Here is a 24,916-nt window from a genome sequence, read left to right as displayed (position 1 = left end):
CTAAAGACTTATTTCGCTTGTTGGTTACGTATCTTTGTATACTCGTTATCATAAGATGCTTCAGAGAATTTCTCCGAACTTCCTTGTAGTAGTGGCTGTGCTTTCCCTTTCAGATAACGGTCAAAAAAGGCAAGTGCATAACTTCTCGTTATATCGATATTATGCTCCGCAGACATGTCTTTGGCAAACAAACGTGGTGATATTAATGCAATATCGGTAAAACTCTGATGGAAAAATCCATCCACGGTCAGATAATAGGTATCATTCAGACTGTTCTTCATCACCTGTTTCAGATCAGGTTCAAATTCGGGATAGGATACCTTCTCATGCTCGGTAGGATTGGGTCCCAGACTTTTAGCTGTCTTGCCAGACATGATGTACATAAAAGGCTGTTTTAGCGACGACTTGGAAACACTGCCCCAGAATCCACCTTCCAAGCTGAGCCCTGCATGAAAACGTTCATCCTGTGCCAATGCTTCTGCTGTTGTCGCCCCGCCATACGAATGTCCCATAATGCCTGTGTGGCTCAGATCAAGCCTGCCTTCCAGCACCTGATTCGGATCATACACATTCCACTGTTCAAGCGTGTCGAGCACAAAACGGGCATCTGCTGCACGAATCCCTACCCCCTGCACGTTATATTGATACAGTTCTTCCGAGGTTGCGAACTCAGGTCCAGCATCATAAGAAACTGCACGCCCGTCCGGGAAGGTTACACGAGCCGACGTATAGGGATGATCCATCCCTACGACAATATAACCGTGACTGACCAGTTCCTCAACCGCAGTCATACTCTGGAAACGTGCAGACCGAACACCAGGAGAGAACAGCACAACAGGATAAGAGCTGCGTGCATTAGACATCGCTGCACCTTTCACCACATGTGTCGGTATCGTATCCAGATAACTGAATACTTGAGGCGGGATGCCAAACACCAGACTGATGGCTTCTCCCAATTCCGCAGGGTATGACTCCGGTTTAATGCCTTTTGCAGCCTCCGGATCGACTGGATACCATACATTAATCATTAGTTTCCGTTTGTCTCCGGCTTCAGGTGAAAGAGTCTCTTCACGGGATTCATCCACGATCTGCTGCGAAAATGTACCGATGGCCAATTGCCCCGTTGGCTTAGGCATCGTAAATGCCGGGAAATACCTGGTGAGCAGGCCTGATCCAACACCGGAGAAAGCAGCCAGAATGAGGATGAACAAGCTTCGAAGCCAGGTACGCCATGTTAACTTTTTCTTGTGTGGTACCGGTGCTATGCTTCCGACACTACGAGTCCATTTAATCACTTGAATGATTAACAGGGTAAAGAGTACGAGCGCAACGATGTAAGATGGCAATAACATTACGCGCAGTGAATCCAAGATAGCGTGCAACAGAAATGCGATGATCAAGGCAGTGAGCATGCCTATCGCAAGCTTCCGCTGTTTCGTATAAAACGGTAAACCTAGCGCCCCAGCTATCGTGACAAGTACGAAAATCCATTCGAATAATTTCATGATTTTTCCTCCAAACGTTGTTGTTACAACAAGAATAAACCTTGAAGTATACTTCAAGGTCAAGGATGAAGTTAAATTCATATGAAAATTATTCGACGGTTACCTTCGTACGTGGCATCGTGTGCATTGCACCTGAGGTTACGTGTGCCTGAACCACGTATACACCCGGCTCCTGAAATGTGTGTTTCACTTCATATACCCCATCGCCTGCCGAACTAGCCTTGACTGCCCCGCGAGCCTCAAGCTCATCGGCACTCATCATGCCTTGTTCGATGGAAGGTGCTACAGGTTCGTTCTGTTCGTTCCAGATTTGGAACTGTACATGATCTGCGTTATCTACAGGCTGGTCTCCCTGGGTCAGTTTGATCTGCAAAGCGACCTCTTCGTTCACCTTCGCCTGATCGGGTATCATCAGTTTCACTCGAATCATCTCTGGCATCTCGCCTGAGGCGGACTGCTCCGTATAAGAGCAGCCAGCGAGGATAAAAATCAGTATGAGTAAAGGCGTAAACCAGTGAGCTTGTCCCTTCATCACCATTGGTCCTTTCTGAGTAAGAAGATTTAAGAAGAACATTTAGACAGAAAATTTAAGAAGAACGCTTAGATAGAAGATTTAGGTGTTTTGCCGATTCCCCACAGCATGACGATAATGATGATAAATGCGATCAGAGCCAGCAGCGGAATCGTGATAAAACCAAACCAGTTCAAATAATCGGTGTAACATGGTACTTTGCCACATGCCACCGCGTTGCCGGTAGCCGAGAAGATGCGCTGAATCGTTACGTGATACAAGGAAATGCCGCCCCCGATAAAGCTGAGCGGGAGCACGTACTTGGCGATTCCCACATCATCCTTGAAGTACGCAATACCAAGCAGAATCGTTAACGGATACATAAAGATACGCTGGAACCAGCACAGATCACATGGCAGAAACTGCTTAATCTCACTTAAATAAAGACTTCCCAAGGTTGCAATAACAGACACAGCCCAAGCAATAAATAATCGGGTATCTACACTCCGTGCAGGCTTCTCTGAATTGGATGTTGCACTCATACCTCTGTCCTCCTCTTTCATTGTTCATTTTGAATCATTAAACATTACTTTGTATTCCTTGAGTTCACTGAATGCTTATGTAATTGATTACGCGATTAATTATACCAAATATTTGCTCTTTCAGGTGAATACAAAAAAGCTGCCACATGGGCAGCTTTTTCAGTTTGAATGTGAGATTGATTATATCAACTTATAACGTGTATTGAATCACAGTGTTGATTTTGCATTACGCTTGCCTTACATTGCTTTGGTCAGTGTAATGGAACCATCTTTTTGAGCCCATTTCACATTCCATTGTAGCAATTCTGCAATGAAACGCAGCGGTACTTGTGTACGTCCGTCGTTGTTAACAAAGACAGTAGAACCTACGTTTTTCTTCATACCGTTGACTTCCATGACCGTGTTGTTCACCCAGAATACGAGTGTATCATCACCAGCCATAACGGTAACTTGTTGCGCTTTTTTATCCCATTTCACCGTTGCGCCAATACCTTCACTCAGGAAACGCAAAGGGATATATGTTGTATTTTTCCATAGCACAGGTGTAGTGTCCATGTTCGTTGTTTTGTCATTAATTTTCAGCATTTTGCTGTTCAGCTTCATCCAAACGGTTGTCATGTCTGGCGCTGGCGCTGGTGTTGGTGCTGTCTCTTGGAATTTGTCGTTGAACTGAGTCACAATCGCATTACCGAGCGCTTGACCTACCCCGAACATCACTTTGTAACCTTCGCGATTTGTGGTGTAAGAAGCATCATAGTTGCCAGCTGCATATTGATCCAGCACTTTTTGCACTTGATTTTCATGCGTTGTCAGCGCTTGTTGTCCTGCTGCTTTTGGCAGGTTGCCTGCTGTTGCGGAATCCAGGAATGTAGCAAACTCCGTTGTGAAGCCGTCGATCCGTTTTTGCACAGCTGCACGTGCGGTAGCATCATTATCTTTTACAGCTTTAACATAATCACTCTGAGCATTAACATGGTTAGTCACCCAGATTTTTTCAAACGCATTCGCGCCTTCATTACCATAAATAGAAGCAATCGCAGCTTTGAAGTCCGCTGTATTTCCAGCTTCTGCGGTTACGAGGGCATTCGATGCTGCTGTGCGTCCATCATATTGCTCTTGCATTTGCAGAGCGGAAAGCGCAAAGTGTTCCGAAGCCAAGTGGTTGAGTGCAGATCTCAGATCAGCTGCTTTGGTATCCGCTTTGGTGTTGTTAAACTTCTCAGGCATTTGTGTAGTAATTGCAGTGGAAAGTGCTTTACTTACGTCAAACATTTCCTTGAAACCTTCACGATAAGCTTTGTAAGCATCCGTGTAATCTCCGGCTACGTACTCATCAAATACTTTTTGCACGAGGTCTTCATGCACTTTCAATGCTTGTTTAGCAGCATTTTTAGGCAATTTACCTTCTGTAGCCGTGCTCAGGAAGGTGGAGAATTCATCTACGAATCCGTTGATGTTATCCTGAGCTTGCTTGATGCCAGCCTGGTTACCCATCTTGGTTGCTTTCACCAGATCATCGGTGTATTTGTTATGTGCACGGAAGATCCGTTCGAATTCTTTGGCACCCGCCTCACCATAGAGGGAAGCGATTGCCGGTTGCATATCCAGTGCATTTTGATCGAGTGCTTTGTAAGCGGCATCTGCATCTTTGGCTCCATCATAAGCTTTCGCCATAGCTGTCACCGCAAGAGCAAAGTGCTCGGACAACAGATGATCCAGATTTGCTCTCAGGTCAGCCGCAGGGGTGTTCACGGATGCTTTCATCATCGTCATGGAAGTGGAAGTCTGTGGGGCAGAAGCAGCTCCCGCGATTCCTGGCATTAACAGCGACAAGCTAAGTACTGGTGCAATAAATGTTTTCATTTTCATCTTCATTGTGTGTCACTCCTTAAGTATGTTTTTGTTCCTTTGTTTCTTTGTCGTTATCTTCATAAGGTGTAACGCACGGTTCTCCATTCTGGATCACTCCGCAGACAAAAAAAATTGCAGCTTTCAGTAAAGAAATCCGCAAATGCTTGATACATCTATGTTTTTTCATTTAAATAAATTTAAAATTCTAGTGATCCGAGTCTAAAATACACAACTCAAGCTGTAATATCGCGTATGGATTTAATTCATACTTCCATCTACATGTGCATGTGCATGTGAATCCTTTAAATTCAGATCACACAAATTTCCTATATTTCTCAATAATAGCTTACATTGCGAGTAAACCTGAGATACAATAGAGTCAAACGCTCTCCATCGACTGGAAAAGGAGGTCAACTCATGACTTGGCTACCTTATGCTTTGGTTATCGGCATCGCCTTATTCGGCGGAATTGCTACACTTATCATCGGTAATTCGAAAGCCAATCGCATCAGTAACCCCGAATATGATCGCCGTACACGGCAAAATCTGAGTAAACTTACATATGTATACGTCGGCGCCGTAGTATTGGGCATAGGCGGGTTTGTCCTGTTTTTGTACAATTGATTGGGTTCCATGAACACTAAAGCAACATCTTCTTGAAAGTGGTAACTCTTCGCATGCCTTGCTCAATATACTCCACCATCGGGGAGGTAACTCCCCTCTCCCTGATCAACGCCAACCAGCCGCGCAGCACCCAAAGGTGGATTTGTTCATACAACCGTTCTTTTGTAAGTAGTCCTCCAGCTTCAGCATAACCTTCCATCACATCTTTCAACACCGAGAAACATTCATTCTCTGTTGCCGTTATAGATATCATCGAAGTTAGTACGGCAGCTATATCAAAATGTGAATCACCTCTTCTGACTTCTCCGAAATCAATCAAAAACGTCCCTTGTTTCGTAAATAACATATTCCATACACCCAGATCACCGTGTGTAACGGTCTCATCTCTCACGACATATCTCATACCTTGCTCCACCTGTTCCGCAAGTGAATTGGCGATAGCTGACGAAGATTCCCTTACTTCGTCACAGACTTGTGACCATAATAGAGACAATGCAAAGCGATCTGGCTGGTCAATAATTTCAAGCTTGTGAGCAGAATGGTGGAAGCGAGCAAGCATATTCCCGAATCCAACAAAATCTACCGTTGCCTGATCGTACGGTACCGTTTCTTCCACGTAGTACTGCAAATTATAAATTTCATCATTCAAATGAACATAGGACAACCCGTTCCGCGCAATCACCAGTGCTGGAGAGATGTTTTGTAATGACAGAACGTGTTGAAGTCTCTCTTCGTTTACAGCCTGCTGCTCATTTCTAAGTTTACGCAACACAAATCTACCTGCTGAAGACTCAATGCACTTTGCTTCAGAGCTTGTCCCCTGTTTCATCACTTCCACGCAATGTATTCGACCAATATCATAAAGCTCTTCAATAATGCGATGATTCATCCATTTCCCTCCCTGATATGAAACTCAAACAAGATGCTTCTTCTGTGACTTTTACATGACTCTGTCCGTTATGATGCAAAGATCGTTACACATGTTTACAAGTTGGAGATAATTCAGAATTATTCTGGATAAGTTCGGGGGGTAATATAAAGCCATAAGGAACAGCAAGACAACAAACAACCACAACCTAAAGGAGAGATATATGATGAAAAAGAACATGAAGAAATCCGTAGTTACGATGATGGTACTGGGTATGACCTTAACAGGAGCAGCTGGTGTTTTTGCCGGTACACAACTGGAGAAAATTTCAGCCTACCTGAATCATGGAATCAGCTTTAACGTAGACGGTGCAGCATACACACCAACGGACGGTAATGGTAAAAAACTTGCAACCATCACGTATAACAACTCAACTTATCTGCCAGTACGTGCGCTTGCCGATGCACTTCATGTGCCTGTAACGTACGATGGTGCAAAGAAACAAGTCATTATCGGTCAAACGAATAACAATCCATCTGCACTGACAAATGTAACCTATACCGCAGCGCAGAAAGAAGCAATCCAAAAAGCTTTTGCTCAATTCGATGGCTTTGAGACAGCGTATGCTCCGCAGCAGATGACTGCAGGTGATATGTTCAAAAGTGTTGCCGCTGGCGACGGTGTAAGCTTCATTTTCAACCATATGAAGGTGGATGTTTCTCCTAGAGACTATTCGGACGGCTACACGAGCAAAGAGGTTAAACTGTCCAACGGTGTTAGTGCAAAATGGTATACACCAAGCGATATCGGCATGTTGACCTTCAAGCTGGATGATCGTTATGTCACCCTTAGCTCGCCAGATCATAAGCTGTCCCAAGCGCAGTTGCAACAAGTGGCTGTGTCTGTACAAAAAGTAAAGGGCGACAATGATCAAGGCGTTACTGCTTTTGAAAATGTAAATTACTCCAAACAGCAACTTGATAATATCCGTAAATCATTTGCTCAATTCGATGGCTTCACCACTGCTTATGCACCACAACATATGGTTGCGGGAGATGCATTCAAAAGTGTTGGTGCAGGCGGTGATGGTGTGAACTTTGTATTCAACCGAATGAATGTAGCGGTATCTCCTAGAGACTATTCGTTCAGTTATGACGGCAACACGGTAAAACTGCCTAACGGCGTATCTGCGAAATGGTACACACCGGATAAAACCGACATGCTTACTTTCAAGCTGGATGATCGTTATGTCACACTTAGCTCGCCAAATAACCAATTGACGCATATTCAACTGGAGCAAATGGCAGTAGCTGTGCAAAAAGTAAAATAAACGTTCCTTATTTGATGTAACACATACAATAAGTATGAAAAACAACACACATACTAGATCGGCTCTTCCGTTCTCCAGACTTCGGGGCCGATCTGGTATGTATATTTTGTTTATGAAAAAGGTACAGCCGGAGGCTGTACCTGTGATCATGCCTATTCAAATTTGTTTTTATCAAACGGGGCCGGAAGTTTCACCGAGTACACATAGGTTGAAATTCCTTTTTTCCCGGGAACAATTACATTCACAATTCCGTCTTGTATTACATTCGCAGGGATTTTAGCTGTGGTGAACCCCCACTTTTTCTCGGGAATATCGGATACAGACAAGGTTCCGATGACTGTATTAAAATCCTGACTGGTAAACCATAACTCAGTCAAAGTTGATTCAGGATAATCATACGTGATCGTTCCGTCAAAATTCAACACTACACTTTCTAATCGGTCCGTTACTGTTGATTCCACTGTTCTTGTGTTTACCCTATCTAACTGGTAACCGTCACCAACACTATTCATCCATCGTGCATATGCACGAAACGCGAGATCTTTAGGAGCCATAGCCAGTTCAGTACCCTTTTCTTCATCACTCATAATCAATTCTGTACTATGAATTCCAACCTTCGTTTCTGAAACTTTCAATCCCAGATCCCTATTCCATTGACCTAATGGAATGAAGGTCTGATTGTATAAGGTTACCCATTGGCTTGAAGGTTTGTTTATGCTTGAAGAGCGTTGCCCACGAGTAAAGGTAATCCGGTCTTGGCTAAGCTGATATTGAATATGGAAGGCTTGTGTAAATTCTTGTAAAGGAACATAGTTCTGACCTCCCATATAGAAGGATGGCTGCCCTTTATACTCTAATACCCCATTGCCGGACTTAATCGCTACAGGCTCCATTGGAAAGAACATAGTTGAGAACTGAAACGAATTCCAGTGATTTTTCCAGTCACGATAGGTGTCATACTTCAATTTGAGATGTTTATTCTCTGAAATAACATATAAGGATGGCGGGTACCCGCCTGGGTTGGAGAAGTATTGTTCAATCACATACTCATCCTCGGTAACCCATTGGATGCTTTCTGTACGAGCTTTATACGGTGAATCATAGGAGCGAATTTTCTTTAGTGTTTTTAGATCGTAGACATGTACTTTGGATGATTCCATTTTACTATCCAGACCACTCTCCGTAACCAATACCAATGTCTTTCTTTCAGGAGAAATAAAGGAATGCACATAGCCAACACGCTCTTTTATCAGCGTTGTTTTTTTGCCATTTTTGGTCGCAATCACCATCCAGTCCGATTTCCGATCATGTACATTTCCATGCGAAACGCTAAGTTGCACATCCGAACTTGCCAGGAATGTTTTTGATGTCAGCTTTGTCTTCATATCATGCATCATCTGTAAATTGCTGACTTTGGCCTTCTGTCCCTTTACTCCACCATATTCCAGATAATGACAATCTTTTAACGTTGCTGTGCAATATACCCCGAAATTACGATTCTGTGGTATTGGAGATACCGCATATTTCGTGTCAGTAATCTCTCTTTCTTTAAATATTTTCCCGTTTGTATATACTTTTTTCCCCGTTACTATGGAGTAATACTGATACTTGAATACATTTTTCTCGTACATCGTATAAAACATGCCAAGCTGAGGCTCCAGAAAAATCCGATTTTCACTCTCATGAACCTTGCGAAGTGTGTTCGAGCTATAATCATACTCATACAAAACATAGTATTGCTGGTTCTTTTCCGTTGCATAATAAACGATGTATCCTTTTAAACCTGCTGGTGTATCACTGACGATCGGATCATAATGGTGAGAGGTTGTCGTCAAACCGGTATGTATTCGCGGAAGAACTGCCGGGTCTGTAAAATGGTACTCATTTCTTTTCATTTCTCCAGTATCAAAACTAGTCTTCACTGTCGTAACCGCTACTTCGGTGCCTCGGATCGCAAAACGAATGTTATGTTGAACCCGATCCGCAGATGAGTTCACTCGTTCTCCAGCCTGTGCACTTGGAGCTAGAGAGGTAGCGGATGCCTTGGAGAATCCATACACGTTAGACATCAACACAAACATAACAACAACACTGACTACAAACAACTTATACTCTTTGGACATACTTAACTCCTTCTCTATATAATGGATTGGATTGAGACTTGTTAAGTATATTTCCTTTATCTAAAAGTTTCATCACTATTTATTCCATATATGAAAATTATTTCAGAAATCAAAAACGAGATGTTCGTACAGCTTCATTTTAACAAAGCCTTATACCTGCTCCAGCTCTACCGAATGATTCCTTCCGTCTAGTGACGAAGTCTGGTCATTCTGCACTACACTTCAGGTTTATTCATGACTCGGCGCAGCCAGTAATACCGATGCAAGTCCATGACAAAGTGAAACACAACAAAGATAAGCATGTTATATACGCAAATCAAAATAACGACTACGGTCTGTTCTGTAACGACAGCCAGTGAAATGTTAGCCATCAGGTAGGTCCCTCCTGAAATCACGGCTATGACAGCGATAGGCATCCTGAAGTTTTTGTCTATTTTGTTAGGCCGAGGCGACTGCTTTAATTTTTGTAAACGAAACCTCACATATTGTATTAAAGTAAATACATACACCACGAAAGAACCAATCACATACCATGGCGTTGTCATGCCCAACGTCCCGTAAGCAAACTTCTGTATAACCACCATAAAACTGACTGAACAAACAAGTCCAAAAACACCACGAAACAATACATAATTGAATTGAAGTCTGCGTGGAGCAATAATTAGAGCGATGGCCCACAGGTTCATGATCGCTAATGGTGGCAAAAGAAGATACGCATAAAGAGATTGATATGGAACACTAAAGATCGGAATAAGCAGAAATACATTCAGGAAAAACAGAACCAGCGTGCCGGCACTGAGCCGAATTCCATCGGATGCATAGATTACCAGATAATCCTGGAACGTTTCTCGGGATATGACGTCCCCTCATACATGATCACGCCAGTAGCAACATTTGTTTTATGTGCCGAAGGTTCGGAACGATTGTTATTCGCCATCCAATTTCATATCCGCCAGACGGATCACTCGGCGATAATACAGAGCGTCCATCAAATCCTCCCAATCCAGGTCATCCACATTCACGTCCCGGAAAAATACCGAAGCAGAAGGAAGGAAACTAAGTAATGGCCCAGTTCCTCCACAGATCAGAGCCCCGCCATCTCCACCTTTTGGCATCACTTCTCCATCTGCACCCAGTGTAAGCTCATATTTGTATGGATCTCCAGCAAACTGTACACCGAAGAAGTTCGACAACTCCAGATCATAAAGGTGATGATTTTCTCCATCTGTTTCTGTATTAACCGACGCTTGCTCAGACTGAACCGGTCTCTCCGGCTTCCCCAAATGCCTTAATCTCATCGTATAGTCAAAGCTATCCCCCCATGGAAATAACGTGCGGCAGCCGCCTCCATATACGTACTCCCACTCATCTTCTGTCAACAAACTAAACCCGTCTGCCGTTTCTTCCCTTACAATGTCCTCCAACTCGATCCCTTCATTAAACCAGAGAATTCGAACCTCTCCTCTGTCTTGAATCAGTTTAAATACCAGGTGAAGTTCATATTCATTCAGCCCTGATTCCTTGAATTCGGCCAAGGCCTTAGGGAAATCTTCATACTCCTGAGCAAACGCTTCTTCCTCGGTAACCTCAATCCACCCTAAGGAGATTGTCTCACATTCTACAAGCATGGGGCCGATGTTGACTTCTCTAACAGGTGACATCTGACTAGCCAAAAATGAATCGACATTCTGTACTCCATATTCACTAACGGTTTCATGCAGTTCCTCAGAAGTTTCCTCATCCATTCCGTTATGCCACTTTTCCCAGCCCAATGTTACCTGATCACCTGGAACAAATACGAATCGCTGTTCATCGTGCGTAAACGCTCCGGTCTGAGTCCGCTGCCCATATCGTTCAAACGTTTGTAACCCCTCATACTTCATGCCTTCAGGCAGTTGAAGCTCAATGCGGCGCATCCACTCTTGCTTGTCCTGCTCGGACAGGCCTTGCCAGACATTTCTCGTTAATGCTTCCATCTCAATCCCACCTCTCATCACATCTCATGGTGTCTACTGCATTATTTAATGGATCGCCAAGCTCATTCATTCGATCGATAACTGATCGTTACTTCCCCGCGGCCTGCGACAACTGTAGTAATAATTCCTTTCGTTTCCCATCCGCCTTGCGTGCCATCGCTACCAGCTTTTCAGGCTTGCCAAAGATCGGGTAGAGCACACGCTGCACCTCATGCGATTCCAACTCCTCAACCTGTCCCAGCAGCCATTCAAGCTTCTCATTCTGCTCGAACTCCGGCAGCAACTTAAGCTTCAGTCCATCCGTTGAACGACGCAAGCTCTGTACAAGAACCGGCACAGAGTCTACTGTCACCCCATACTTTTCAACAAACGCAACGATAAACTTGTCCTGAATCATCTGATGTTCATCATCGACCTGTCCCATGTAATCGTTAATCAGAGGAAAATACTGTTCACTCGAAAGTCCAAGTCCAAAGACAGCATAACTGCCCGGCATCCCATTTTTCTCCCCTTCGGTATCGCCATAGAACTCAAATTCCTGGATGGCCACCCGCGCGTATTGCTCCAGAAGTGGATGCAGCTCAGGATACTCCAGAGCATTCGCAAAGAAACGATGTGTATCCGATTTGGCAAGCCCTTTGATCGGAAGATACTGCTTTACTTTGGATTTCAGCTTGATGTGATAACTCTTGGGGAAACCCTGCTCCAGCAAATGAATAATAAAGGAAAGCGCCTGTTGATATGCCTCTGGGCCTTCCTTGTGAATTACAATCGTTATACGTGCAAAAACATCATTGGCCTGGCACTCCACCTGCTCCAACTTAAGATGTGTATCTTCCGGCTTGTATGCCCCGCTGCCATTTGTCAACATCCGCTCTGCCTGCTCACTGCCCAGCTGCTTCGCCAGTTCCAAAAACTTGAGCCCCCTTGGCTTGCTGTAACTCGGTTCGAAACGCAGAATCATCACTGCTGCATAGAGTAGCAGATCCATGGGGTATGAACCCTCAGCCTGATTCTGATTCATATCCTTATTCGTATCTTTAAGCTTTCCGTCCAGCTTCTGACCCGGTTTCAACGTATATTCATTTTCACGATAATCTGAGATCTGCACGTTGAAATACTGCGGTAAAAACTGCTGCTCTGCCCATAACGTCAAAGCATAAATGATCGTATGGCGGTGCTCTGCAAGAGCGTCCTTTCGCTCCCGATTTAACGTTTCAATCCGTTCATATTGTCTGATGATCCATGCCGCATCCAAAGATGGAAACAACACGGGATCAAGCAGGTGTTTTGCCAAAAAGTTCGTATCGAGAGGTTTGGTCGGATATACGCCATTTTCCAGTTTTTGCTCCGTATACGTACGAATCCATTCCAGCAGCTGCTGTCTTTTCTCTTCATTGATGTATTCCAGCAGCGTAAGCTTCAGCATCCCATCACTCGTCGGGAACTTGCCTCTAAACGTAAACCGGTAATCAATCAGCGGTGTATTCGCCCATTCAGCCAATCTTTTCTGCACCACCTCAACCAGTCGCGGCTGAATTTCGGTTCGCACCAGTTCTTCTGTAAACCGGATCGTCTGCGTCGACAAGGAACCTTCATCCCACCCCATATCGAGGCTATCTACAATTGTTCTCCCCGGCTTATATAGAACAAAGATATCATTAAATAAGCCCATTTGTAGTGTCGTTCGTTGGATCGTCTGCTCTATATCGCTACGTACGGCCTGCTCATCAAACCAATCATTTATGGCCTGAATCATTTCTTCCAAAGCCTGCTCCAGCATTGTTTTCATTGTATCTCCAGCCTTCCCGTCATCCATGTTGTATGTACTCCTGTTTCAAAACTCTGACGCTTCTATTCCAAACGGCTCAGCAACCTGTTTATTGAAAAATAAAAATACGCATTAACGTTCGCATTCCACCTATATTTTACACGTTCAACTGCAATCAGAACAATAAGGCTTACGCACGGTTGTTCCCTGTCTAAACCTGATGACAAGTCTGTTCTTACGACATGAAACTTCGGAGAAAACACAAAAAGAACACCGAATTCAGACGTCAGCCGCCCCGTTTCGGTGTATTTATGAAATTAATTGTGGCGTGTCCGACTTTCGTACGATTACATAAAGACCATACTCCCATCCATCAGACGACGCGGAAAATGATTCATATTATAAAATACTCAGGCTATGTATTACAGCTCTTTCCAGAATCTTCACAACCGCTATATACTACAGATAACATGGCATACCTATGAAGGAGGGTACGATGATGCAGTTGACAGAACAAGGCATCTTACAGCTTGAAGAAAAGGATATCTCCAGCTTGTATTTTTACCGGGATCAAGATGGAATGAGCTTCGACGTCTCATTCCTGTTTGAACTAAAACTTCAAAACCTAACACTGCCTGCAGACCGTATTCAAGCTATTCATTTTCAGTTTGAGAAGGAAGAGGAACCACTCTACGAAGAACGGGAACGACTCGTTTCTGAGGTGCAGTCAGCCGTTCGTACACTTGACCCTAACTATGATGGTTCGATTGTGAAGTGAATCGTCTGGCATGGTTATATTCGTTAATTAATTCATCCAGCACCATCGACTGACGAATGACTTCCGGGTGCCACAGATTTGGATATTGATTTGCAATCTGGTAGAGTCTCTGCCTTGCTTTTTCAATACATTCCTGCAGGGTTTCTGGGTTCCTTACCATCGTTCTGCCCCCGATCATGCTGTATAATCCTCATCCAAAAAAGACCATCTAATATAATATTCGGAACAATATGGATTTTGGATTACCCTAATTTGGAATTTTTTATTTTTTTTTAAAAAGACAGCGATTTGGGCTTGCGGCTCAACCGATCACTAGATAACAAAAAACACCAGATTGGCTGAAAGCCGTGCTGGTGTTGAGCCTTTGAAACATAACATTATCTGAGTCCAATATCCGCAGAGCGATTATTTATCGTCTCGGTAAAAACATATTTAATCGCATCGATGGCGGCCTGTTCCGTATCCCCTGCACTTCGAATAAGTTCACTAACTCGCTGTACACTTTCAGGTTCTCTTGCATCCCACGCCACGGAATCATCAAGCACTTCAACAATCGATGTATAGATATCTGCAAGTTGTGTGTACTGTACGATCACTTGATCCATATCCGGCGATAAATGCTTAAGTGCTTTAACATATGTGGCTATATCTCCTCTTGTATACGCATAATAGCGAAGCACCGTTGCCGCTTGATCGCTCTCATAGTTTCCAGACTGCAGCACATCCCGAATGGCGGTGTAAGCAGCAGAACCGCAAGCATAATCTTGTGCTGGCAGCATATAGTCGTGCGTTTCCCATTTGTATACGGCCTGTATTAACGATTCCTTGCATACCTCCCACATATCGATGGATTGGTGAGCTTCCAGCACTTGATAGTACCAATATGGAGAGTTATTTAGGCCCAATACCGAGTAGGGTAAACGAATCACTTCATGACCAACCCCTGTGCAAAAAAACAGCACCTCTTTGTCATCGTCGTATCCGACAACTACCACAAATTGATCGTGCCACAGCACAGCCCCTGTCCCGCGGTCGATAGAAGCTTTGATATCATGCAAAGCTTGCTTCTGATAAAGCGGAAACGTTGGCTCAAAGGAAAATCCGGCAGATTGGCTCGCTGTCACTCCAATGAAATCGGCAGCAACAAAGTTCTCCGCCATCCAATTATACGCCCAGATCGATTCGGTCGTCAGACGACGATTCACCACCAAACGGAAAAGACTTGCTGTCATACCTGCAATCATGTGATGCGAGAGATCTGTCCACTTCTGGTGTAATAAAATACGATATAACGCATCTGTATAGGAGCCTGTTTGGTTTAGCCATGTATCTGTGCTTGAATGACTTGGGTTATCCGAGTTACCCTGAGGCGTCGGTTGAGTCGAATCAGCCAAATCAGCCAAGAATCTCATTCTCTTCATTGATAAGCCCTCATTCCTGCATCGATTCTGCCTGCCTTTCTTATCGGCCATCCCTCTGCCCCACTTCTACCGTGCGGAGTGTGTGCCCCAGCGAGGTACAGTAGACCGTTTACGATCCACATACTGCGCAGATATCTGCCGAAAAGAATCAACCGCCTGCGCTTCGAGCTGCTTCGCATGCTGTAACAACTGTGCTAGATATTCCTTGGCATCCGTTCGCAGCACAAGCCGGTTTTCATCCTGCACCAGATGTTTTCTCATCTGTCCGATCAGATCAGCAAGGCGTTCATAACAAATCGATGCCTGTTCCAGTTCAGTCCATAATCCGCGAACATCATGTAAATACATTTGAATTTCAGTACGCGATTGACAATACGAATCCAGAAGATAGGCTGCTCCTGAAGCATCGTAATCCCCAGAGCGCAGTGCCTCAATCCAAACGTCATACGCCAGCCGTCCGGAAGCTATATTATGATCAGGTAACAAACGATACGGAATATCCCAATCCTGGGTGGCCAGCCGCAAAGACTCGAGCACCATCTCCTGCTGCGTAAGTTGCACCTGATCACCGAAGATTTGACAGTACCAGAAACCTGTGAAATTCAATCCGAAATTATCATACAGTAAAATAAGCGGCTCTTGGCTCCAGCCATCCTGCACATAAAAGACCCGATCAGCATCATCATATCCATAAATGACACCAAACTCAGGAATCCAGTAGACGACACCTCTGCCTTCATCCAGACTGCGTCTGACCCAGTTCACAGCATCCTGTTGATAATAAGCAAATGTCGGATGGCGACTGCGTCCCCCATCATATATTGTAAATAGGCCGAGATTATCGATCCCGCCTTGATGCGCCACTCCCCACTGTCCGTAAGCCGTTACGGACATCGGAAGTAATCGCTTATGAACCGATAATTTAAAGGCCATGCCGGTATACCCTGCAAGCATGTACTTTTCTCCTTGGAATTGACCTGTATGCGTCAAAATCGCATGTAAGCTGTCCACATATGACTTGGATTCCCGTGTCATCACCAGATGCTCCAGCATTTTTTCAGCCAAGATGTTCTCCCCCATCCCATTCCCCGTTTAGCCGCCGTGTGATCTCTTCTGTTCGTTTCATAAACTTACGTCTGAGCCAGCCTGGGGAAAGCAGCTCCTCCCATTCCGCTGTATACAGATGCTGCAAGAATACGTCCGCATCATAAAATTCGATGGAACAGACCTGCCCTTGTTGATTCCGAATACGGTAACCTTGCCACAGCTCTGATCGCTGTACTTCCCGAAAACGAATCTCTGCCACGAATGGTTTGCGCACAGGCAGTGTATCCTCCCAATTGCTGATCCACGCATCCTGACGGCATTCAAAGTGTTCATCCAGCACCATCAGCTGCACGATGCTTTCCAGCCGAATCGCTGTCTGTTGCAGCGGGTCTGTCTCATAACCAATAACGTAGTCTGCATTAAACTGAGAGGTCATCTTCAAAGGATAAAAGGTCATCTGATGCTCCCCCTCGTGATCCTTGTAATAGATATGTACCTTTCGTGAATCATGGATGGCATGGGTTAACAATTCAAACCATTGAAGCTGCCTCGGCTGTGCTGTAAACACCGGGAACTGCTGTTGATCAGACGGATGCTCCTCCATTGTAAAACGTTCCAGCAAATGCGCTACCCGCTTCACCGCATCCGATTGATCATAGTTATAATGCCGATACCGATGAGCCAGATATTTCAGAACACGCTGCTCCTCATCCGTCATATATAAATGCGGCAGGCGGAATGTCTGATCCTCGTAACAATACCCTCGATACTTGGCTACATACATCAACGGAGCTCGAAGAGTATTTAACATATATTCAATATCACGCTGCGCCTGACGCCGAGAGATTTCAAATTGACGCGCCAAACCACCGCTGTTCGGAAAACGCCCGCTTCGAATCTGTTCATCAAACCAATGAATCCGATGCATGTTGCTCAAGCGATTCTCCCCCTGACTCATTCCAACGTTTATTCCTGTATTATATCAAAAGGACATAGCCTGTTCCGAAGAACAGGCTGGACAGGCTTTCCGTATGACTTTTACTTACGCGAATTGTCTGTGTCTGCTCTACACATGCGCTTCTGCCAGATCCACTCTGGACTGCACAGCTTTGGAGCATTTTTTGCAAACTTTCAGACTCGTACCATCTGTTTTCGTCTGCGTATACAACAATTTGATTCGTGTACTCTTGCATATTGGACATGTTCCCCGTCCTCTGGACGGAAGACTCCACAGAACGCGACCTCTTTTTGTTTTAGCCAATGGTTGTGAACCTCTTTTCAATAGGGTTTGTGTGTTCACCATCATTATAGGGGTGCTGGCACGACACAGAATGTCGCATCAGGAGCAATTTTTTATCGAGTCAATATGGAGTCATCGCGCATATCTATCCCAAAATAAAAAAATGTCCCTTCTTCATAAGGAAGAAAGGACATTCATTCGGACGAACCTGCACTTGTCTGCGCCGCAGCTTGGAGAAGAGGCTGTAGCAACCCTGGGAATCGCTCTTCCAGATCCTCAGACCGCAGTGTAATAAAATGCTGTGTTCCCTGTACTCGGACTCGGATCACACCCGCCTCCCGTAAGGTACGGATATGGTGCGACATCGTAGATTTCACAACACGAGCATGAAAATGACTACATGGTTGCTCCCCGCTTCTGGCGGCTTCGGCTACAATTCCGAGCCGGGTTGGATCGCTGAGCGCATATAGTATGGAAGAAAGCTCAATATCGGCCGCTTGCGGATGATGTAAAATTTTCATAAGGCAGTCTCCTTTTTTCAGACTATGCATTGTATTTTAACACAAATCCATGATATATTTCTAATGTTCGACACCAATCGAACTTATAATTTCGCATGCATCCCTTGTGTGAAGCACAGGGGCTGACATCATACACCATTTTGCAAATGTTACAAACCGTTTCTGAAATGTTGCGAAATACACACCATGATAGGAGGTTTTTATGAACAACACTGCTACTGCAACTCCGATGGAACGGACCGGCATACAGGAAGGATTAATTGTGGCGTTGCTCGGATTCACTGTTGTGCTCGTTGTAATGAACACGATGATGTTTAATCTGGCTCTGCCCAAAATTGCGGCTGAATTCAAGCTGACCTCCGTTGCTTCTTCCTGGATTGTTACGGGTTATTCTATCGTATTTGCGATTTCCTCAATTACGTTCTCCCGTTTATCCGATTTTGTGCCCATACGTACCCTGTTTACTACGGGACTTACCCTGCTTGGAAGTGCATCTGTCTTGGGTTTCTTCAGTGACCATTTCATTGTCCTGCTCATTGCCCGTCTGGTTCAGGCGGCAGGTGCAGCTTCCGTTCCGGGACTTGCGATCGTGCTAATTACCCGCTACATTCCGAATGATCGCCGGGGTAAATCCATGGCAGTCATCATGTCCGCCAGTTCGCTGGGTTTGGGGCTTGGCCCGGTACTGGGCGGCAGCATTACACAGTTTCTAGGGTGGCATGATCTGTTTATCGTCACAGGTTTAGCCCTATTTTTGATTCCTGTTTTTTATAAACTGTTACCACGAGAAACGCCGCAAAAAGGTTCCTTTGACCTGCTCGGCGCGGTCTTGCTTGCCATCGGTACAACCGGTATCCTGTTATTCCTGACTTCTCGTCAGGTCGTGACACTCATTATTGGGGTAACCGCACTGCTGCTGTTCTGGTTCCGCATTCGCCGCGCAGCTGATCCGTTTGTGCAACCTGCACTCTTCAAAGACAAAAAATATATGATCCTCAGCTCGCTGGGTATTGTATCGTACATTAACAACTTCGCTACATTGTTCCTGCTACCGCAGGTTTTGGCGCATCTCTATGGACTGACACCCGCACAGTCGGGACTTGTGATTTTCCCGGGTGCACTCATATCTATGCTGCTGTCCAACCGCATCGGGCGTATGATTGACCGTCACGGCAATACGTTGCTGCTGAAGTTTGCACCTTGGCTGCTCCTTGCGGCTGCCGGACTGTTCGCTCTGTTTGCAGACCAAAGCATCTATGCCATCATGGTTGTATACATGCTGCTCAGCGTTGGTTTCTCTTCCTTGACGACCAGCGTATCCAACGAGTTGTCAGGCAATCTGTCCATGGATCAAGTCGGCGCAGGAATGGGATTGTTCCAGCTCAGTCAATTTTTCAGCGGTGCATTCAGCGTAGCCGTAACCGGGGTTGCTTTGACCGCGATGCAGAACATACAGCTATCTTCGGCTTACAGCTTTATTTTCTGGGGTATGACGGCAGTCGGCCTCGCATCGGTTATCTTTTCGCAAATCTATCTGAGAATGCAGTCACGGAAACAAATTCTGAACCAAGGATAATGTTTACGACAGCATAAAAAAAACCGTGAGAGCAGGCTTCTGCTTTCACGGTTTTTGGTATCAGGACATCATACTGAAGCCCGAATTTGCTACTACAGATTTTCCCATTTCACACGCCTGATGTTCAATATCGATAATCTCCTGTACTTTGCCCAAGACCCGGTTTAACATCTGATGGCGTCGATCAACGTCTTGATATAGGCTTTTCAGCGTCATATTAGCTACCAGATTCCATCGTTGAGCAGCATACTCATAGTTGTGAATCAGTTTGGACAACTCAGGGTCATACGGAATACCTTCCCTTAGAAAGTGTCCATACAGATATCGATTGTTGCTGATCCCTGCCAAATCACCATACATATTATCGAGAAATTCTTCCTTCAATTCCGTCACATGTTCCATATAGCTGCGTGTAGATTGCACATATCGCTCAATCGCTGCAATTCCCACAACCGGATGGACCAACTCCTGCCAGCCACTCTGACTGCGAAGTTCTTCGGCCCCCCCTCCCAGAATTGTCTGATTGTGATGAAGCATTGCATAGAAATCTCGCTCCTGAACTTTCCGGGAAGCTTCTGAAATATCCAATGTCGCGTAACGGAATTGTCTCCCCTCACGGATCAATGGTGTACGTCCCAGATCAAGTGCCTGGATCAAGTCCTGCTCGTCCATGCTTCCTTTCAGATGATAGAAATCATCAATAAAACCGAATTTCCCATCGGTATATTCCGAGAGCACAATACAATGTGCCGAGTGCATTACATGGTACAATGAGTTGTACTGAAGATAAAATACATCCACCCATACAATCACAGGTTCGTTCTGATGGAGATGTGTAATGATCTGCTTAACCACGTCAGACAGATCATCTTTTCTGCGAATCTGAAGATCGATCTGATGGATGTGCCGTAACTCTTGCTCCACGGTCATGTAAGTTGGTGCCAGCTTCGGAGTTCCCCGCTCAGGGTCCTCGGAACACAATAAACCGCACTGCTTCCACACCGCCAAAAAAGGACTGAACTCTTTATAATTCAGAATGCAGCTCACACAGAGTGTAAAACAATCCTCACCTTCTGCATTGTTTTCCCTCGGTTGAATATTCATTCAGATCACTCCTTTCCCAGTGTCAATGCAAAGATATGCATACATGGATTGTCCGACATGACCAATGTGTCAAAGGATAATGCTTCCTCTAGTTGGATTTGCTGAAACCAGATGATTGGATGTACCGATGTAAGCAGTGCCCCTTTTTTTGTATACGACCCTCGAAAACGGTGCATGATCTCTTCATTGAACTTGGCAGTCGTCTCGGTCCAATTCGTGAGTTCCAGAGAGGCCCTCCCAACCCGTTCTTCGTTCCGTTCAAAGTAAATAAATTCATGGTAAGATCCATTGTCTGCCGCGCCTAAAATATAGAGCGTAGAATACTTGTCATCAGGGACATGAATGCGCTGGCTCTCCAGTTCGATGTTGTTAAACTGCTGCATGCTGTTAGGAAAACTGAAGGGAATATCCCTCCACTGTATATTTTCCTGATCTGCCAGTTCATCTGCCGGATACGACGATCCAAATGTCGTAAAATCTCCGATATTCTCGGTACCGGGATAACTAAAGCCGTTGTTGTTGTAGTGTTCATCCAAACGAAGTGGACAGTAAATGGTCATATGCTACACCTCCTGAAAATGTACATGCCGGATCATGTGGTCATAGAGCCAATTCCCTGACGCTGATCTCGAAACAATAGGTCATATATTTCGTGACGTCCGGCCAATTCCATATGAGTCCCATCAGCCACAATCTCACCCTGATTTAGCACGATGACACGCTCTGCATCCTGAATGGCCGAATACCGATGAGCAATAGCCAGCACAGTGATGGAGCCTGCAATCTCACGAACTGCCTCATTAATCTTCCTTTCGGCATCATTATCCAGTGCCGAAGTTGCTTCATCCAGTATGAGCATTTGCGGTTTGGTCAGGAGCACCCTCGCCAGCGCGAGTCGCTGTTTCTGCCCTCCGGACAGATTAATGCTTGATTCTCCCAGCATCGTATGATATTGATCTGGCAGACTTTCAATGAATTCGTCAATCAAGGCCATTCGGCATACTTCACGTATCTCTTCTTCTGAGGCCTTGGGCCGAACCAGCCTGAGATTATCCAGAATAGACATATTGAATAGTGTATTCTCCTGCATAACCACACCAATATGACGATGAAGGTACCCTGCTCCCACATCCTCGACAGGCACTCCGTCCACAAGAACAGCCCCCTGCTGCACTTCGTATTGTCCCAAGATCAGTTTAATCAGCGTACTTTTCCCTGATCCGCTTCGACCTGCAATAGCTGTATATTCTCCAGGCTTAATGCTAAGATCAAGCTCGTTCAGTACAACATCCTTGTTATTCGGATAACGAAAAGAGACATTTTTCAGTTCAAAATGTCCTTGGAATGGCGGCAGTACCTCCACTTTTCTCCCATAGGTTATTGGAAGTTCAAGCAGTTCCACGATACGTTCAATGGATGGGGTACTGTCATGAAGCTGTACATTAGAAGTATTAATCTCGTTAATATTGTTAATCATCTGCTGGTAATAGGTGAGGAAGACCAGCAGGCCTCCAATCGTCAGCTCACCCTGAAAAATTAACAAACCGCCGATGAAATATAAATTCATCTTGTTAAGAAAATCATCCTGAAACGTATAATATAATTCATTGGCATACGTGTAAGCCAGATGACGGAACTTGATCCTGCTAAATCGCTTCCAAAAGCCTACAAATCGAATAGACTCTTTTCGTTGCATGTTCAGGGCCTTAATTTCTTTCCAATGTCTGAAACTGTTCGAAATCCATGTCTCATACTCTCCGGTAGTCTGACGAAATTCGGAAACCAGCATTTTGGCGCGTTTGCCCAGTCGGGTACTAATGATAAAAGATACGGGAAGCATAATAAAACCGAAAAGGGCCATCTTCCAATTTAAAGAAAGTAGAATAATGGCATAGGCCCCTACACTAATCCATTTGAATGTATAATCGATCAGGTGCAGGAAGATAAAATCTTTAACCAGTGTAACGTCACCGTCTAATCTGTTCTTCAAATCCCCCGTACGATAGCTCTCATAAGAAGCTGGCTTCATCCGAAGCAGCCTTTTCCACATACCCACCTGCAGATCAAGCTTGGTCCTGCCTAACAGACGGTTTCTGTACATCGTTTGAAGACCTGAAGCCGCTGTCTCCAGCACAAACAGACCGAGATATCCCGCTAAAATATAAGGCAGTATGCCGAGATCACGCCCAATCATGACATGATCAATCAGCATCTTGTACAGATAAGGGATCATCAGGGCAATGACCGTCAGAACCAATTTCAAAGAGCCAAGAATCCATATTTGACGATTGGCATTGCGAATGAAGGGTCTGATTTTCCTGAAAAGCGAATAGCGGGAAGAGGCTGGTGTCTTCATCAAGACATCATTCCCTCCTTCCGAATGAAATCTTCCACAAACAGTTCACGGTAATGCTCGCTGTGTTCCAACAAGTATCTGTGTGTGCCTGCAGCCACAATACGTCCTTCATGCAGTACCACGACACGATCCGCATTCAATATAGAAGACAGGCGGTGAGCAATGACAATGGAAGCCCTGTCCCTGCTCAAGTGCTGCCAAGACTGTTGAATGGCTTGTTCGGCTTCATAATCAAGCGCCGATGTTGCCTCATCAAAGATAATCAAACAAGGCTGCTTCAGAAAGATGCGAGCTATGGACAAGCGCTGTTTTTGTCCTCCTGACAGCTCCATCCCTCCTGTACCAAGCAAGGTATCCAGCCCTTCCGGAAGGGAGCGAATAAAATCTCCGATATAGGCTTGGTCACAAGCCTCCCATAGCTGCTCATCATCTGCATGTGCACTGCCCAGCAGCAGGTTGTAACGAATGCTCTCATTAAACAAAATAGACTCCTGCTGCACAATACCCACACGTTTACGAAGACACGTCAGTGTATACTCCTCAATTAACCTGCCGCCAATCCGGATTTCTCCTTCCTCAGGGGTGTGATAGCCCAGCAGCATATTCACAAGTGTTGTTTTTCCTGAACCGCTTTTTCCTACAAGGGCAACCGACTCCCTGGCTCCAATATGAAGATGAAGATCATCCAGTACACGAGGACCGTTTTCATATCCAAACCGCACCTGTGCGAAGGAGGTTTCTCCATGCTGTAGATCCAGTTCAGGATTCCCGTCTGTCCGCTCTACTTCTTCCTCCAAGAGATCAAACACTTTATGCGACTGAACGGTTAGTTTCGGAAGGTTCACAACGGCCTCATAGATCGTCATCATGGACTGATTGTTTTTACTCAGATATGACATAATGGCAACAAAAACACCTGCGGTCAGCTGCCCCTGCACGATGAGCACTCCTGCAACCGCATAGATGCACAGATCGGACAGTAAAAATATAAACGCATTGGAACGGGTAGACATCCACTTCATGACCTCTGTCCGATTGTCCAGTCGAATTACATCTGCACTTTGTTCGACGAATAGGAGCGAAGCTCTTTTCCCGCTTCCCAAAAGACGGATATCCCTCATACCCTGCAGCATTTCCAGCATCCAACTGACGAAGTGACCGTACTTTCCACGCAAAACGGTTTGCTGTTTGGTCATTTTACGATTGAAATATTGGGACACCCATACCGAAACAGGCACAAGCACCATCATTGCCAGAGCAATATACGGATTGAGATAAAATAAAAGCACATAAGAAATCAACAGTTTAGTCAGTGGAGCAGCCATTTCAAAAATCATGACTTCAATCCACTGCATGATCGATTCCGCATCGCTGGTTAGACGTGTGATCAGATCACCCGTTTTGGCTTTCTCATAGTTGGATGCCTTAAAATGCAGAATATGATCAAACAGCTTTTTGCGAATATCAAACAGAAACTTTACATTTAAATAAATCCAGATGGATTTGATGATCCAGCTTAGTGCCCGAACACCCAAATACAATGCAATATACGTTAAAATCACATAACCAAAGAAATGAAGATTTCGATGATAGAACACTTCGTCAATCATAACTGCAAATATAAGCGGCCCAATCAGATCTACAAGGACCATAATCAACTCGCAGAACAGCATTGTGATTACACTAATCCGATAGGGTTTAACAAACGGGCGCACCCGCTTGCCTAATGAAATATTCCCCATACCTTCCTTTGAAATGTTCCCCATATTTCC

General features: G+C 44.9%; 23 protein-coding genes. 4 read left to right on the top strand and 19 right to left on the bottom strand.

The features are described 5' to 3' along the window. Positions 1 to 8: 8 nt before the first annotated feature. From ACR8BL_RS20920 to ACR8BL_RS20905, 4 genes are all read right to left on the bottom strand, one after another. Entirely contained in the window at positions 9 to 1,505 is a 1,497-nt protein-coding gene (locus ACR8BL_RS20920) for an alpha/beta hydrolase family protein (protein ID WP_434749349.1), read from the bottom strand. A gap of 88 nt (positions 1,506 to 1,593) precedes the next feature. Then, positions 1,594 to 2,037, bottom strand: a complete 444-nt coding sequence (locus ACR8BL_RS20915; protein WP_434749348.1) for a FixH family protein — start codon at positions 2,035 to 2,037, stop codon at positions 1,594 to 1,596. A gap of 68 nt (positions 2,038 to 2,105) precedes the next feature. After that, positions 2,106 to 2,558 carry a disulfide oxidoreductase gene (locus tag ACR8BL_RS20910; RefSeq protein WP_434749347.1) on the bottom strand — a complete coding sequence of 151 codons (453 nt, stop codon included), beginning with the start codon at positions 2,556 to 2,558 and terminating at the stop codon, positions 2,106 to 2,108. A gap of 237 nt (positions 2,559 to 2,795) precedes the next feature. Further along, positions 2,796 to 4,427: a copper amine oxidase N-terminal domain-containing protein gene (locus tag ACR8BL_RS20905; RefSeq protein ID WP_434753196.1), complete on the bottom strand. Its 1,632-nt coding sequence runs from the start codon at positions 4,425 to 4,427 to the stop codon at positions 2,796 to 2,798. Positions 4,428 to 4,826: 399 nt separating this feature from the next. Between ACR8BL_RS20905 and ACR8BL_RS20900 the strand changes: the two genes are divergently transcribed. Continuing rightward, entirely contained in the window at positions 4,827 to 5,033 is a 207-nt protein-coding gene (locus ACR8BL_RS20900) for a hypothetical protein (RefSeq protein ID WP_434749346.1), read from the top strand. Positions 5,034 to 5,049: 16 nt separating this feature from the next. Here ACR8BL_RS20900 and ACR8BL_RS20895 read toward each other — a convergent pair whose 3' ends face one another. Then, on the bottom strand, positions 5,050 to 5,922 hold the full coding sequence (locus ACR8BL_RS20895; RefSeq protein ID WP_434749345.1) for a phosphotransferase: 873 nt from the start codon (positions 5,920 to 5,922) through the stop codon (positions 5,050 to 5,052). A gap of 202 nt (positions 5,923 to 6,124) precedes the next feature. Between ACR8BL_RS20895 and ACR8BL_RS20890 the strand changes: the two genes are divergently transcribed. Continuing rightward, positions 6,125 to 7,231 (top strand): stalk domain-containing protein, encoded by a 1,107-nt coding sequence (locus tag ACR8BL_RS20890; protein WP_434749344.1) that lies wholly within the window; start codon positions 6,125 to 6,127, stop codon positions 7,229 to 7,231. A gap of 152 nt (positions 7,232 to 7,383) precedes the next feature. Here ACR8BL_RS20890 and ACR8BL_RS20885 read toward each other — a convergent pair whose 3' ends face one another. From ACR8BL_RS20885 to ACR8BL_RS20870, 4 genes are all read right to left on the bottom strand, one after another. Then, positions 7,384 to 9,354 carry a hypothetical protein gene (locus tag ACR8BL_RS20885; RefSeq protein WP_434749343.1) on the bottom strand — a complete coding sequence of 657 codons (1,971 nt, stop codon included), beginning with the start codon at positions 9,352 to 9,354 and terminating at the stop codon, positions 7,384 to 7,386. Positions 9,355 to 9,569: 215 nt separating this feature from the next. Then, positions 9,570 to 9,725 (bottom strand): hypothetical protein, encoded by a 156-nt coding sequence (locus ACR8BL_RS20880; protein WP_434749342.1) that lies wholly within the window; start codon positions 9,723 to 9,725, stop codon positions 9,570 to 9,572. A gap of 555 nt (positions 9,726 to 10,280) precedes the next feature. After that, a complete protein-coding gene (locus ACR8BL_RS20875; RefSeq protein WP_434749341.1) occupies positions 10,281 to 11,330 on the bottom strand; it encodes a hypothetical protein in 1,050 nt (349 codons plus the stop codon). Between the two features lie 88 nt (positions 11,331 to 11,418). Beyond that, positions 11,419 to 13,149 (bottom strand): DUF6138 family protein, encoded by a 1,731-nt coding sequence (locus ACR8BL_RS20870; RefSeq protein ID WP_434749340.1) that lies wholly within the window; start codon positions 13,147 to 13,149, stop codon positions 11,419 to 11,421. Between the two features lie 448 nt (positions 13,150 to 13,597). Here ACR8BL_RS20870 and ACR8BL_RS20865 point away from each other — a divergent pair, with 448 nt between their 5' ends. After that, the gene (locus ACR8BL_RS20865; RefSeq protein ID WP_434749339.1) at positions 13,598 to 13,879 is read left to right on the top strand and encodes a hypothetical protein; all 282 of its coding nucleotides are present in this window, start codon (positions 13,598 to 13,600) and stop codon (positions 13,877 to 13,879) included. On the opposite strand, the gene ACR8BL_RS20860 is transcribed toward ACR8BL_RS20865, so the two are convergent. From ACR8BL_RS20860 to ACR8BL_RS20835, 6 genes are all read right to left on the bottom strand, one after another. Then, the gene (locus ACR8BL_RS20860; protein ID WP_434749338.1) at positions 13,851 to 14,039 is read right to left on the bottom strand and encodes an aspartyl-phosphate phosphatase Spo0E family protein; all 189 of its coding nucleotides are present in this window, start codon (positions 14,037 to 14,039) and stop codon (positions 13,851 to 13,853) included. The two genes, ACR8BL_RS20865 and ACR8BL_RS20860, sit on opposite strands and share 29 nt — an antisense overlap. Positions 14,040 to 14,256: 217 nt before the next feature. Continuing rightward, positions 14,257 to 15,300, bottom strand: a complete 1,044-nt coding sequence (locus ACR8BL_RS20855) for a hypothetical protein (protein WP_434749337.1) — start codon at positions 15,298 to 15,300, stop codon at positions 14,257 to 14,259. 66 nt (positions 15,301 to 15,366) lie between these two features. Continuing rightward, positions 15,367 to 16,365 carry a hypothetical protein gene (locus ACR8BL_RS20850; RefSeq protein ID WP_434749336.1) on the bottom strand — a complete coding sequence of 333 codons (999 nt, stop codon included), beginning with the start codon at positions 16,363 to 16,365 and terminating at the stop codon, positions 15,367 to 15,369. Beyond that, positions 16,358 to 17,275: a helix-turn-helix transcriptional regulator gene (locus tag ACR8BL_RS20845; protein ID WP_434753195.1), complete on the bottom strand. Its 918-nt coding sequence runs from the start codon at positions 17,273 to 17,275 to the stop codon at positions 16,358 to 16,360. Before ACR8BL_RS20845 ends, ACR8BL_RS20850 begins: the two co-directional genes overlap by 8 nt. A gap of 138 nt (positions 17,276 to 17,413) precedes the next feature. Further along, a complete protein-coding gene (locus ACR8BL_RS20840; protein WP_434749335.1) occupies positions 17,414 to 17,608 on the bottom strand; it encodes a hypothetical protein in 195 nt (64 codons plus the stop codon). Positions 17,609 to 17,781: 173 nt separating this feature from the next. Continuing rightward, positions 17,782 to 18,108 (bottom strand): ArsR/SmtB family transcription factor, encoded by a 327-nt coding sequence (locus tag ACR8BL_RS20835; RefSeq protein ID WP_434749334.1) that lies wholly within the window; start codon positions 18,106 to 18,108, stop codon positions 17,782 to 17,784. Between the two features lie 202 nt (positions 18,109 to 18,310). Here ACR8BL_RS20835 and ACR8BL_RS20830 point away from each other — a divergent pair, with 202 nt between their 5' ends. Next, positions 18,311 to 19,684: an MFS transporter gene (locus ACR8BL_RS20830; RefSeq protein WP_434749333.1), complete on the top strand. Its 1,374-nt coding sequence runs from the start codon at positions 18,311 to 18,313 to the stop codon at positions 19,682 to 19,684. Between the two features lie 60 nt (positions 19,685 to 19,744). Here the strand turns inward: ACR8BL_RS20830 and ACR8BL_RS20825 are convergent, their stop codons facing one another. From ACR8BL_RS20825 to ACR8BL_RS20810, 4 genes are read right to left on the bottom strand one after another with little or no spacing between them, the layout of a single operon-like run. Further along, positions 19,745 to 20,788: a BtrH N-terminal domain-containing protein gene (locus tag ACR8BL_RS20825; RefSeq protein WP_434749332.1), complete on the bottom strand. Its 1,044-nt coding sequence runs from the start codon at positions 20,786 to 20,788 to the stop codon at positions 19,745 to 19,747. A gap of 5 nt (positions 20,789 to 20,793) precedes the next feature. Then, on the bottom strand, positions 20,794 to 21,348 hold the full coding sequence (locus ACR8BL_RS20820; RefSeq protein WP_434749331.1) for a hypothetical protein: 555 nt from the start codon (positions 21,346 to 21,348) through the stop codon (positions 20,794 to 20,796). A 32-nt stretch (positions 21,349 to 21,380) separates the two neighbouring features. Further along, positions 21,381 to 23,144 carry an ABC transporter ATP-binding protein gene (locus ACR8BL_RS20815; RefSeq protein WP_434753194.1) on the bottom strand — a complete coding sequence of 588 codons (1,764 nt, stop codon included), beginning with the start codon at positions 23,142 to 23,144 and terminating at the stop codon, positions 21,381 to 21,383. Next, a complete protein-coding gene (locus ACR8BL_RS20810; RefSeq protein WP_434749330.1) occupies positions 23,144 to 24,910 on the bottom strand; it encodes an ABC transporter ATP-binding protein in 1,767 nt (588 codons plus the stop codon). The genes ACR8BL_RS20815 and ACR8BL_RS20810 overlap by 1 nt, the downstream gene beginning before the upstream one ends. Positions 24,911 to 24,916 lie beyond the last annotated feature (6 nt).

The sequence above is a fragment of the Paenibacillus amylolyticus genome, assembly GCF_051136285.1.
Classification (GTDB): Bacteria; Bacillota; Bacilli; order Paenibacillales; family Paenibacillaceae; genus Paenibacillus; species Paenibacillus amylolyticus_F.
Note: the sequence above shows the minus strand (reverse complement) of the source record. Positions and strands in the feature narration are given on the sequence as shown.

Bases quoted from the DNA above. Each gene is read 5' to 3' on its own strand.
- ACR8BL_RS20920 (WP_434749349.1), bottom strand. From the start codon at position 1,505: ATGAAATTATTCGAATGGATTTTCGTACTTGTCACGATAGCTGGGGCG.
- ACR8BL_RS20915 (WP_434749348.1), bottom strand. From the start codon at position 2,037: ATGAAGGGACAAGCTCACTGGTTTACGCCTTTACTCATACTGATTTTT.
- ACR8BL_RS20910 (WP_434749347.1), bottom strand. From the start codon at position 2,558: ATGAGTGCAACATCCAATTCAGAGAAGCCTGCACGGAGTGTAGATACC.
- ACR8BL_RS20905 (WP_434753196.1), bottom strand. From the start codon at position 4,427: ATGAAAATGAAAACATTTATTGCACCAGTACTTAGCTTGTCGCTGTTA.
- ACR8BL_RS20900 (WP_434749346.1), top strand. From the start codon at position 4,827: ATGACTTGGCTACCTTATGCTTTGGTTATCGGCATCGCCTTATTCGGC.
- ACR8BL_RS20895 (WP_434749345.1), bottom strand. From the start codon at position 5,922: ATGAATCATCGCATTATTGAAGAGCTTTATGATATTGGTCGAATACAT.
- ACR8BL_RS20890 (WP_434749344.1), top strand. From the start codon at position 6,125: ATGATGAAAAAGAACATGAAGAAATCCGTAGTTACGATGATGGTACTG.
- ACR8BL_RS20885 (WP_434749343.1), bottom strand. From the start codon at position 9,354: ATGTCCAAAGAGTATAAGTTGTTTGTAGTCAGTGTTGTTGTTATGTTT.
- ACR8BL_RS20880 (WP_434749342.1), bottom strand. From the start codon at position 9,725: ATGGCTAACATTTCACTGGCTGTCGTTACAGAACAGACCGTAGTCGTT.
- ACR8BL_RS20875 (WP_434749341.1), bottom strand. From the start codon at position 11,330: ATGGAAGCATTAACGAGAAATGTCTGGCAAGGCCTGTCCGAGCAGGAC.
- ACR8BL_RS20870 (WP_434749340.1), bottom strand. From the start codon at position 13,149: ATGGATGACGGGAAGGCTGGAGATACAATGAAAACAATGCTGGAGCAG.
- ACR8BL_RS20865 (WP_434749339.1), top strand. From the start codon at position 13,598: ATGATGCAGTTGACAGAACAAGGCATCTTACAGCTTGAAGAAAAGGAT.
- ACR8BL_RS20860 (WP_434749338.1), bottom strand. From the start codon at position 14,039: ATGGTAAGGAACCCAGAAACCCTGCAGGAATGTATTGAAAAAGCAAGG.
- ACR8BL_RS20855 (WP_434749337.1), bottom strand. From the start codon at position 15,300: ATGAAGAGAATGAGATTCTTGGCTGATTTGGCTGATTCGACTCAACCG.
- ACR8BL_RS20845 (WP_434753195.1), bottom strand. From the start codon at position 17,275: ATGCATCGGATTCATTGGTTTGATGAACAGATTCGAAGCGGGCGTTTT.
- ACR8BL_RS20835 (WP_434749334.1), bottom strand. From the start codon at position 18,108: ATGAAAATTTTACATCATCCGCAAGCGGCCGATATTGAGCTTTCTTCC.
- ACR8BL_RS20830 (WP_434749333.1), top strand. From the start codon at position 18,311: ATGAACAACACTGCTACTGCAACTCCGATGGAACGGACCGGCATACAG.
- ACR8BL_RS20825 (WP_434749332.1), bottom strand. From the start codon at position 20,788: ATGAATATTCAACCGAGGGAAAACAATGCAGAAGGTGAGGATTGTTTT.
- ACR8BL_RS20820 (WP_434749331.1), bottom strand. From the start codon at position 21,348: ATGACCATTTACTGTCCACTTCGTTTGGATGAACACTACAACAACAAC.
- ACR8BL_RS20815 (WP_434753194.1), bottom strand. From the start codon at position 23,144: ATGAAGACACCAGCCTCTTCCCGCTATTCGCTTTTCAGGAAAATCAGA.
- ACR8BL_RS20810 (WP_434749330.1), bottom strand. From the start codon at position 24,910: ATGGGGAACATTTCAAAGGAAGGTATGGGGAATATTTCATTAGGCAAG.